The organism is Streptococcus sp. CL6.22 (assembly GCF_049738055.1).
GTDB classification, from domain to species: Bacteria; Bacillota; Bacilli; order Lactobacillales; family Streptococcaceae; genus Streptococcus; species Streptococcus mitis_DJ.
In genome coordinates, this window is the sequence record NZ_JBKOTV010000006.1 from 118,681 (window position 1) to 129,017 (window position 10,337).

The 10,337-nt window shown below is 42.0% G+C and carries 8 protein-coding genes; 7 read left to right on the forward strand and 1 reads right to left on the reverse strand.

Translation table 11 applies throughout. From position 1 onward, the window contains the following. Complete coding sequence (locus ACLNCW_RS04360) at window positions 1–2,064, forward strand: heavy metal translocating P-type ATPase (RefSeq protein ID WP_237447294.1); 2,064 nt, start codon at window positions 1–3, stop codon at window positions 2,062–2,064. 75 nt (window positions 2,065–2,139) lie between these two features. Here ACLNCW_RS04360 and tyrS read toward each other — a convergent pair whose 3' ends face one another. Beyond that, the gene (gene tyrS / locus ACLNCW_RS04365; protein WP_000546884.1) at window positions 2,140–3,396 is read right to left on the reverse strand and encodes a tyrosine--tRNA ligase; all 1,257 of its coding nucleotides are present in this window, start codon (window positions 3,394–3,396) and stop codon (window positions 2,140–2,142) included. Window positions 3,397–3,537: 141 nt separating this feature from the next. Here tyrS and pbp1b point away from each other — a divergent pair, with 141 nt between their 5' ends. The 6 genes from pbp1b (at window position 3,538) to ACLNCW_RS04395 (ending at window position 10,293) form a co-directional block, all read left to right on the forward strand. Continuing rightward, the gene (gene pbp1b, locus ACLNCW_RS04370; protein WP_424845423.1) at window positions 3,538–5,988 is read left to right on the forward strand and encodes a penicillin-binding protein PBP1B; all 2,451 of its coding nucleotides are present in this window, start codon (window positions 3,538–3,540) and stop codon (window positions 5,986–5,988) included. A 56-nt stretch (window positions 5,989–6,044) separates the two neighbouring features. Further along, window positions 6,045–6,956, forward strand: coding sequence for a DMT family transporter (locus ACLNCW_RS04375; protein WP_024056840.1), 912 nt, complete (start codon window positions 6,045–6,047; stop codon window positions 6,954–6,956). 228 nt (window positions 6,957–7,184) lie between these two features. Then, window positions 7,185–7,883: a 2,3,4,5-tetrahydropyridine-2,6-dicarboxylate N-acetyltransferase gene (dapD, locus tag ACLNCW_RS04380; protein WP_000127460.1), complete on the forward strand. Its 699-nt coding sequence runs from the start codon at window positions 7,185–7,187 to the stop codon at window positions 7,881–7,883. Window positions 7,884–7,950: 67 nt separating this feature from the next. Beyond that, the gene (locus tag ACLNCW_RS04385) at window positions 7,951–9,081 is read left to right on the forward strand and encodes an N-acetyldiaminopimelate deacetylase (RefSeq protein ID WP_033685315.1); all 1,131 of its coding nucleotides are present in this window, start codon (window positions 7,951–7,953) and stop codon (window positions 9,079–9,081) included. An 11-nt stretch (window positions 9,082–9,092) separates the two neighbouring features. Then, window positions 9,093–9,632, forward strand: a complete 540-nt coding sequence (locus tag ACLNCW_RS04390; RefSeq protein ID WP_033685314.1) for a 5-formyltetrahydrofolate cyclo-ligase — start codon at window positions 9,093–9,095, stop codon at window positions 9,630–9,632. Further along, on the forward strand, window positions 9,616–10,293 hold the full coding sequence (locus tag ACLNCW_RS04395; RefSeq protein ID WP_033687455.1) for a rhomboid family intramembrane serine protease: 678 nt from the start codon (window positions 9,616–9,618) through the stop codon (window positions 10,291–10,293). Before ACLNCW_RS04390 ends, ACLNCW_RS04395 begins: the two co-directional genes overlap by 17 nt. Window positions 10,294–10,337 lie beyond the last annotated feature (44 nt).

A 10,337-nucleotide genomic window follows, 5' to 3' on the forward strand; every position in this document is an offset into this window, starting at 1 on the left:
ATGTCTTTTAAAGTGCTACATAGAGGATACCAACATATCCGACTATCATCTTCTTTTTCACTCACCTTGGATATTCAAGACTATCTTCGTTCCTTGGCGAGAGATGAAAAGGGGATTGAGTCTATCCAGTTTTACATGGATCAACAGCACTTTACTCTACGTATAAAAGAAGGCTTTTCTGTATTAGATAATGCAGAAGCCTTTTTAAAAAGAATTGATAAAGGGAAAGTTTCTGAGTTGATGACTCTTCCCATTCGTAGAGAAGAGAGTGCTTATTCTATTGTTTCAGGTGCAGCGATTAAGCGTATACTTTTTCGTAGTTTTGTGCCGTATCCTATTCGCTATATATGGACTTGTTATCAGGCTTTTGGCTATATTAGAGAAGCCTATCAAACACTAGCGCGTAAGGAACTAACGATGGAGGTCTTGGACTGTTCGGCGATTTTATTGTCCTTGTTTATGAACCAATCCAAGACAGCTAGCAATATCATGTTTATGCTTGATTTGGGGAATCATTTAGATCAGTGGTCCTTGAAAAAAACTGCAACAGATTTAGAACAAAGCCTTCTTGCAAAAGAGAGCGATGTATTCTTAGTACAGGGCGATACGGTTGTTAGTATCAAGAGTTCCGATGTTCAAATAGGAGATGTCTTGGTCCTATCTCAAGGAAATGAAATTCTGTTTGATGGACAAGTAGTTTCAGGTTTAGGTATGGTCAACGAAAGTTCCTTGACGGGAGAGAGTTTTCCAGTTGAAAAAAGAGAGTCTGATTTGGTTTGTGCAAATACAGTATTAGAAACTGGAGAGTTACGCATTCGTGTAACCGATAATCAGATGAACAGCCGGATTTTACAACTGATTGAGTTGATGAAGAAATCTGAAGAAAACAAGAAAACGAAACAACGCTATTTCATCAAGATGGCGGATAAGGTCGTCAAATATAATTTCTTGGGGGCTGGGCTGACTTACCTATTGACAGGTTCTTTTTCTAAGGCTATTTCTTTCCTATTGGTCGATTTCTCCTGCGCTTTGAAAATCTCTACTCCTGTAGCTTATTTGACAGCTATCAAGGAGGGGTTGAATCGTGAAATGGTGATTAAGGATGGAGATGTTCTGGAGAAATACCTGGAAGTTGATACTTTCTTGTTTGATAAGACGGGAACAATCACAACTAGTTATCCTATAGTTGAAAAGGTGTTACCTTTTGGGGACTATAGTGAGGAAGATATTCTCAGAATCAGTGCCTGTCTTGAGGAACACATTTATCATCCTATTGCTAATGCCATCGTCAAGCAAGCTGAGATAGAGGGGATTGAACATGAGGAAATGCATGGGAAACTCCAATATATTGCAAGCAAGGGGATCAAATCTCATATAGATGGGCAACCAGTTCTTATTGGGAATTATGTCTTGATGCAGGATGAGCAGATTCATATCAGTTCAGAACAAAATGCTTTAATTGAAGAGTACAAGAGTCACTACAATCTCTTATTCTTGGCTTATCAGAATGAATTGATTGGAATGTTCTGCATTCATACTCCTTTGAGAAAAGAAGCAAAAGCAGCCTTGGAGAAACTTAAGGCACAAGGGAAAAAATTGATTCTGGCAACAGGGGACACCTTGGTTAGAACAGAGGAATTAGTCAAAGATTTGCCCTTTGATCAGGTCTATACAGACTTGAAACCTGATGGAAAATTTGAGTTAGTAGAGGAACTGCAGAAAGCAGGTCACACTATTTTGATGGTTGGAGATGGCTTGAATGACTCAGCTGCTCTAACCCTATCAGATATCGGTGTGGTGATGAATGAGAGTGCAGATATTTCTAAGCAGATGAGCGATATCTTATTGTTAGATAATCGTTTGGATTTCTTCCAAGAGTTGGATTGGCTATCATCATCTTTGCAAACACTCATCAAGAAGAATATTCAAGATACCGTTGTAGTAAATAGTAGTTTGATTGGCTTTGGCTTATTTAATTGGCTCAGTCCTTCAAATCTCTCTATCTTACATAATCTAACAACCTTGCGCATAGTCCTGCGTAGCCTGTCTATTAAGGCTAGATAGATGTGGTTATCAACAACAAAAAGGAGTTACCTTTCTCGAGGTTAACTCCTTTTTTATAGGTAAATGTTGAACAGTTTAGTAAGTCAATACAAAATATTTCTTCTTGCCGCGACGGATAACAGTCAGTTCGTTCTCTAACTTATCAGCGTCACTCAAGACATAGTCAAGGTCTTGGATGCGGTCACCGTTGACGTAGATAGCTCCGTTTTGGACGTCTTCACGGGCTTGGCGTTTTGAGTTAACCACACCAGATGAGACGAGCAGTTCCACGATATTGTGATTTTCATCTGCTTGAACTTGGTAGTTTGGCACTCCACGAAGTCCTTGTTTGAGCTCTTTAACAGAAAGGTTTTTGATGTTTCCTGCAAAGAGTTGCTCAGTGATGTTAAGGGCTTCTTTGTAAGCTTCTTCTCCATGTACAAGTGTTACTACTTCACGAGCGAGGACTTTTTGAGCCAAACGTTCGTGTGGTGCTGCTTCGAATTGCTTACGGATGTCTTCAATCTCGTCTAATGACAAGAAAGTAAAAATCTTCAAGAAACGAACAGCGTCAGCGTCCATCACGTTCATCCAGAATTGGTACATTTCGTATGGAGAAGTCTTTTCAGGATTGAGCCAAACTGCGTTTCCTTCTGATTTACCAAATTTCTTACCAGTTGCATCGGTAATCAGTGGTACAGTGATAACGTGACCAGTCTTATCAGCTTTACGACGAAGCAATTCAGTACCAGCTGTCATATTTCCCCACTGGTCAGAACCACCGATTTGAAGCGTTACGTTGTGGTCTTGGTTAAGGACGAAGAAGTCGTAACCTTGCATGATTTGGTAAGCGAACTCAGTGTAAGAAATTCCTGTTTCAATCCGTTTTTTCACAGACTCCTTGCTCATCATGTAGTTGACAGTAAAGTATTTTCCGATATCACGGAGGAAATCAATGAAGCTGATGCTGCCAAACCAGTCGTAGTTGTTGACCATGACAGCCTTGTTTTCCCCATTTTCAAAGTCAAGAAAACGAGAAAGTTGTCCTTGGATAGACTTGACCCAGCCATCTACTGTGTCTTTTGTTTGGAGACTACGTTCAGCATCTTTGAAGGACGGATCTCCGATGAGACCTGTAGCACCGCCAACGAGCGCATAGGGTTTGTGACCTGCTAGCTGCAAGCGACGACTTGTCAAGATTGCGACAAGGTGGCCTAGGTGAAGGCTGTCAGCAGTTGGATCGTAGCCAGTATAATAAGAAACTTGACCTTCTTCTAGGGCTTTACGCAAAGCTTCTTCATCAGTCGTTTGAAAAATCAAACCACGCTCTTTTAGCTCATCAAAAATGTGCATGTGTCTTTTCTCCTTTTTAAAAATATTGTTTCTACCTATTGTATCACAAACTTGGGCAATAGCCTAGTAGAATAAGGAAGAAAGTGGCTATTTTATTGAAAGTTTACCTTTTATGGTATAATAGATAGAGTGAGGAAATCCATGCAAAATCAATTAAATGAATTAAAACGAAAAATGCTGGAATTTTTCCAGCTAGTAAAATCAAAAATAAATCATAAAAAATCAGAGAAAGTCTCAGAAGAGAAGAAGTCGGATGGGACAGGTGGGAAAGTTCTGGCTATCTTAGGTAGCATTTTAGCTGCTATCAAGGGAATTTTGAATACTCTCTTTATTCTAGGCTTTATCGGTGGACTTTTTGGTGCTGGTGTAGCTCTTGGTTATGGAGTTGCTTTGTTTGACAAGGCTAAGGTTCCCCAATCGGAGGACTTGGTCAAGCAGGTTAAAAATATTTCTTCTATCTCAGAAATTGTTTATGCAGATGGGAGTGTCATTGCTTCTATCGAGAGTGATTTACTGAGAACTTCTGTCTCATCTGAGGAAATATCGGACAATCTCAAAAAGGCTATTGTTGCAACTGAGGACGAACATTTCCTTGAACATAATGGGGTTGTGCCAAAAGCTGTGATTCGGGCGACTTTGGGAACCTTTGCAGGTTTGGGCTCATCTAGTGGAGGCTCGACCTTGACCCAACAGTTAATCAAGCAACAAGTAGTCGGAGATGCTCCAACTTTGGCTCGTAAGGCTACAGAAATTGTCGATGCCCTTGCCTTGGAACGTAACATGAGCAAGGACGAAATCTTGACGACTTATCTCAATGTTGCTCCCTTTGGTCGAAATCATAAAGGGCAGAATATTGCTGGTGCCCAGCAAGCTGCTGAAGGGATTTTCGGTATCGATGCTAACAAGCTGAGTATTCCTCAAGCTGCCTTCCTAGCAGGTTTGCCACAGAGTCCGATTACTTATTCCCCTTATGAAAATACTGGAGAGTTAAAGAGTGATGACGACTTAGAACTTGGTTTGAAGCGGGCCAAGGATGTTCTCTACAACATGTACCGTACGGGTGCTCTGACTCAGGAAGAATACGACCAGTACAAGGATTATAATCTCAAACAAGACTTCTTGCCATCAGGAACTGTCAATGCTGTTTCGAGAGATTATCTCTACTTTACAGCTATGTCTGAAGCGACAGACCGTATGTATGATTATTTAGTTCAGCAGGATAATGTCTCTAGCCAAGAGTTGAAAAACGAGTCGATTCAAAAGGCCTATCATGAGCGGGCTGAGCAGGAACTAAGTAATGGCGGTTATAAAATCACTACAACGATCAACAAAAAAATCCATAACGCCATGCAAAATGCAGTTGCTAACTACGGTCGTTTGGTAGATGATTCGACTGGACAGCCTGAAGTAGGGAATGTTTTGATGGACAATAAAACGGGGGCTGTTCTAGGATTTGTTGGTGGTCGTAACTATCAGACAAACCAAAACAATCACGCCTTTGATACCAAGCGTTCGCCAGCCTCTACAACCAAGCCTTTGCTGGCCTACGGTATTGCCATTGACCAAGGTTTGATGGGAAGCGCTAGTATCTTGTCAAATTATCCGACAAAATTTTCTAATGGAAATCCTATCATGTATGTAAACAGTCCAGGTACAGGTATGATGACCCTGGGTGAAGCCTTGAACTATTCATGGAATATCCCAGCCTATTGGACTTATCGCATGCTACGTGAGAAGGGTGTGGATGTCAAGGGTTACATGGAGAAAATGGGTTACGAGATTCCGGAGTACGGTATTGAAAGTCTGCCTATGGGTGGTGGTATTGAAGTTACAGTCGCCCAGCATACCAATGGTTATCAAACAATTGCTAATAACGGTGTCTACCATCAGAAACATGTGATTTCTAAGATTGAATCATCTGATGGTAGAGTAATCTATGAATTCCAAGACAAACCAGTTCAAGTGTACTCGAAGGCAACGGCAACAATTATGCAGAGTTTGCTTCGTGAGGTGATTTCATCTCGGATCACTTCAAGTTTCCAAACGGATTTGGCTTCTATCAATTCAAGCTTAGCTCGTGCAGACTGGATTGGTAAGACTGGTACAACTAATGAAGATGAAAATATGTGGCTCATGCTGTCAACACCAAGATTGACTCTAGGTGGTTGGCTAGGGCATGATGACAACCGCCCGATGGCTAAGGGGGCTGGGCATTATCGAAATGCCAAATATATGGCTTACTTGGTCAATGCTATCCAACAGGCTGAGCCTGGTGTTTGGGGCAATGAACGCTTTAATCTTGATTCTAGTGTGACCCAATCTCAGGTCCTCAAATCTACAGGGCAAAAGCCGGGCAAAGTATCCGTTAATGGAAAAACGGTGGATCTTTCAGGGGCTACTGTAACGAGTTATTGGGCTAATAAGGCGGGAGCTCCTACGACAAGCTATCACTTTGCTATTGGAGGAAGTGAAGCAGATTACCAAAATGCTTGGTCAAGTATTATTGGTAGTTTCTCATCTACACCAAGTTCAAGTAGTAGTTCTAGCAGTACATCAAGTTCATCATCTACACAACCAAATAGTAGAAGATAGGAAAGTGGCATTGATTGCCACTTTTTTCTTTTTTCCTTTCGTGTTACAATAAAGGTATGAATCAGTATCAGAAAAAGATTGTTAAAGGAACTATTTATTCGCTCCTATCCGGCTTAATCTGGGGAATCTGTGGAATTTTAGGAGAATATTTCTTTACTCATTATCAAGTGTCCTCTGGCTGGATTACCTCTATGCGTTTGACACTGGCAGGGAGTCTTGTGCTCATTTGGTCTGCAGTGCAATTAAAATCGCAAGTGCTAGATATTTGGCGAGATAAGAAAAATTACCTACCCTTTTTAGCCTATGCTATTTTGGGGATTTTTTCAGTTCAGTATTTTTTCTACCTCTGCGTAGAATATTCTAATGCAGCGACAGCAACTATTTTACAGTTTATTAGCCCTGTCTTTATCCTCTTTTACAATCGCTTGGTTTATCAAAAACGAGCGTCAAAAAGTGCTATTCTTTATGTTTTGGTTGCCATGTTGGGTGTTTGCCTGATGGCGACAAAGGGAGATCTCTCTCAATTATCCATGACACCACTAGCACTTGTGACGGGTTTGCTGAGTGCCATGGGGGTCATGTTTAATGTTATCTTACCTCAACCTTTTGCGAAGCGTTATGGTTTTGTTCCCACGGTTGGGTGGGGGATGATTTTGGCAGGTTTGTTTAGCAATGTCCTTTCCCCTGTTTACAAGCTCTCCTTTACTCCTGATATTTGGAGTATCTTGATTTGTCTCATTATTGCTTTCTTTGGGACAGCTTTTGCTTTTTTTATTTCCATGAAGGCTGTGTCCTTGGTTTCTCCTTTGGTGGTTTCCGTTATTAGTGCCAGTGAACCTCTCTCTTCTGCCCTTTTGAGTGTTTTATTTTTAGGTTTAGTAGTGGATTGGTCCCTTCTTCTAGCTATGGCCTTGATTATTTTACCTATGATTTTCCTATCGATAGAAGAAGCGAAAGAAAGTAAATAAAAAGTCTTTTCTTAATTCTAAAAGTGTGCTATACTAGAATAGTCAATAAAACACGGGGAGATAGTTGTGAAGAGTGTTTTTAGGTTGTATCGGTAGGGGCTTGCTTTTACCGACAGCACGTTTTATCTCACATCCCTAAAAATCATACCTAAAAACAAACAAAAAGGCTTCAAATTTGAGGCCTTTTTTGGTAGAATAGGTATCATTAAAATGAACTAGGAGGCGCCTATGACTGCTACAAAAATGAACGCTCAAGAAATTATCCAATTTATCGCCAATGCTGAAAAGAAAACCAGTGTGAAAGTAACATTTGAGGGACAACTCGCAACTGCTGTACCTAGCTCTGTTGTCAAACTAGGAAATGTTCTATTCGGAGACTGGAAGGACGTGGCTCCGCTTCTCGATGGTTTGGTAGAAAATCAAGACTATGTTGTTGAGCAAGATGCTCGCAATTCTGCAGTTCCCTTGCTAGACAAACGTGCTATCAACGCTCGTATCGAGCCAGGTGCTATTATCCGTGACCAAGTTGAAATTGGAGACAATGCTGTTATCATGATGGGGGCTGTTATCAATATCGGTGCTGAAATTGGTGCAGGAACTATGATTGACATGGGTGCCATCCTTGGTGGCCGTGCTATCGTTGGGAAAAACAGTCACGTTGGTGCAGGTGCGGTTCTTGCAGGTGTGATTGAGCCAGCTAGCGCAGAACCAGTCCGTGTTGGAGACAATGTTCTCATCGGTGCCAATGCAGTAGTTATCGAAGGGGTCCAAATCGGTAGTGGTTCAGTTGTTGCAGCAGGAGCTATTGTTACCCAAGATGTCCCAGAAAACGTGGTGGTAGCAGGTGTTCCAGCTCGCATTATCAAAGAGATTGATGCCCAAACCCAACAAAAAACAGCGCTAGAGGATGCGCTTCGTACCTTATAATTGTAAAAGTAATAAAGAGGCGGAACCCTTCTTCCAGCCTCTTTCTGCTATATCGGAGGATAGATAGATGTTAGATTTGATTCAGACTAGACGAGATTTGCACCAGATTCCAGAGATTGGCTTGGAGGAGTTCAAGACTCATGCTTATTTGCTGGATGTGATTGAAAAATTGACTGCGGGCAAGGAGTTTGTTCAAGTTCGTACTTGGCGGACAGGTATTTTGGTTTACTTGCAGGGAAGTCAGCCAGAGCGTACCATTGGTTGGCGAACAGACATTGATGGTCTGCCTATCGTCGAACAAACAGGACTTCCTTTCGCTTCTCAGCACCAAGGTCGTATGCACGCTTGTGGCCATGATTTCCACATGACTATTGCCTTGGGCTGCCTTGAGCGAGCCCTTGAGGAGCAACCAAAGAACAATCTGCTCTTTTTGTTTCAGCCTGCTGAAGAAAATGAAGCTGGTGGCATGCTCATGTATGAGGATGGCGCTTTTGGAGACTGGTTGCCAGACCAGTTTTATGGCCTTCATGTTAGGCCAGATTTGAAGGTTGGTCAGATTGCGACCAATACTCATACACTCTTTGCAGGGACTTGTGAGGTGAAGATTCGTTTCAAAGGCAAAGGTGGCCACGCAGCCTTTCCACATGAAGCCAATGACGCTTTGGTGGCTGCTAGTTACTTTGTGACCCAGGTGCAGTCAGTTGTCAGCCGCAATGTCAACCCAATCGAGGGAGCAGTGGTGACCTTTGGAGTTTTCCAAGCTGGAACAACCAATAATGTCATCACAGACACAGCCTTTTTGCATGGAACTATTCGGGCTTTGACACAGGACATGAGTCTCTTGGTGCAAAAGCGGGTCAAAACAGTTGCAGAAGGGGTTGCAGCTGCCTTCGATATGGAAGTCGAAGTGGAACTCAAACAAGGTGGTTACCTGCCTGTTGAGAACCATCCAGCCTTGGCGCGTGAACTGATGGACTTCTTTGAAGAAAAAGACGGAATTGAGTTGATTGATATCGAACCTGCTATGACAGGTGAAGACTTTGGTTATCTCCTTTCAAAAGTTGATGGCGTTATGTTCTGGCTAGGTATTGATAGTCCCTACGCCCTTCATCACCCTCAGATGAGTCCTAAGGAAGAAGCATTAGCTATTGGGGTGGATGCGGTCTTTAGTTTCCTGAAAAAGAAGGCAGCAGAATAGAGGGGTTGTCTATGAAATCGGAATTACGTAAGCAAGTCTTGCGAGAAATGAAGGCTATATCTCAAGAGCAAAAACAGTTTATAGATCAAACTTTAACCGAAAGACTTTTACAACACCCCTTTTACCAAGAAGCTAAGATCATCGCAACCTACCTCTCTTTTCCTCATGAGTTTCAAACGCAGGAACTGATTGAGCAGGCGCTGAAGGACGGCAAGAAGGTTCTGATACCCAAAACTTATCCCAAGGGACGCATGAACTTTGTAGTCTATGATCCGCAACAGTTGGTAAAAACTTCCTTTGGCTTACTGGAACCACAGGGAGATTTGGAAGTGGTGGATGCCTCTCAGATTGATTTGATTCATGTTCCGGGCTTGGTTTTTACGACGAAAGGATATCGGATAGGATACGGTGGAGGTTATTATGATCGCTATCTGAAACATTTTTCTGGTCATACTTTGAGTACGATATATCCTTGTCAAATTCAGGACTTTATCCCTGAAAACCATGATATTCCTGTTCAGGAGGTTCTGATTGATGAAGGAAATCTTTGATAGACGTTACCCTGTGACGAGTTTCTTCCTCTTAGTGACGGCCTTGGTGTTTTTACTAATGTTGGTGACTACAGGAGGAAACTTTGACAGGGCGGATACATTATTTCGATTTGGAGCCATGTATGGGCCAGCTATTCGCCTCTTTCCTGAGCAAATTTGGCGTCTCTTTTCTGCCATTTTTGTTCATATTGGTTGGGAGCATTTCATTGTTAATATGCTTTCCCTTTATTATCTTGGTAGACAAGTAGAGGAAATTTTCGGATCCAAGAAGTTTTTCTTTCTCTATCTCTTATCTGGAATGATGGGCAATCTCTTTGTTTTTGTATTTAGTCCAAAATCCTTAGCAGCAGGAGCTTCTACTTCTCTCTATGGGCTATTTGCCGCGATTATCATTCTTCGCTATGCTACGCGTAATCCTTATATCCAGCAGTTGGGGCAATCCTATCTGACACTTTTTGTGGTTAATATTATTGGAAGTGTTCTGATTCCAGGAATCAGCCTAGCAGGCCATATCGGGGGAGCAGTTGGTGGAGCATTTCTAGCAATTATCTTTCCAGTTCGAGGAGAAAGACGGATGTATAGTACCAGCCAGAGGTTAGGAGCGGTAGTCTTGTTTGTAGGACTCGCAGTCTTGCTTCTCTACAGGGGAATGGGGTTGTGAGAGCTTATAATAATAGTTGTGTAATGAAAAAAGATAAGGCATTT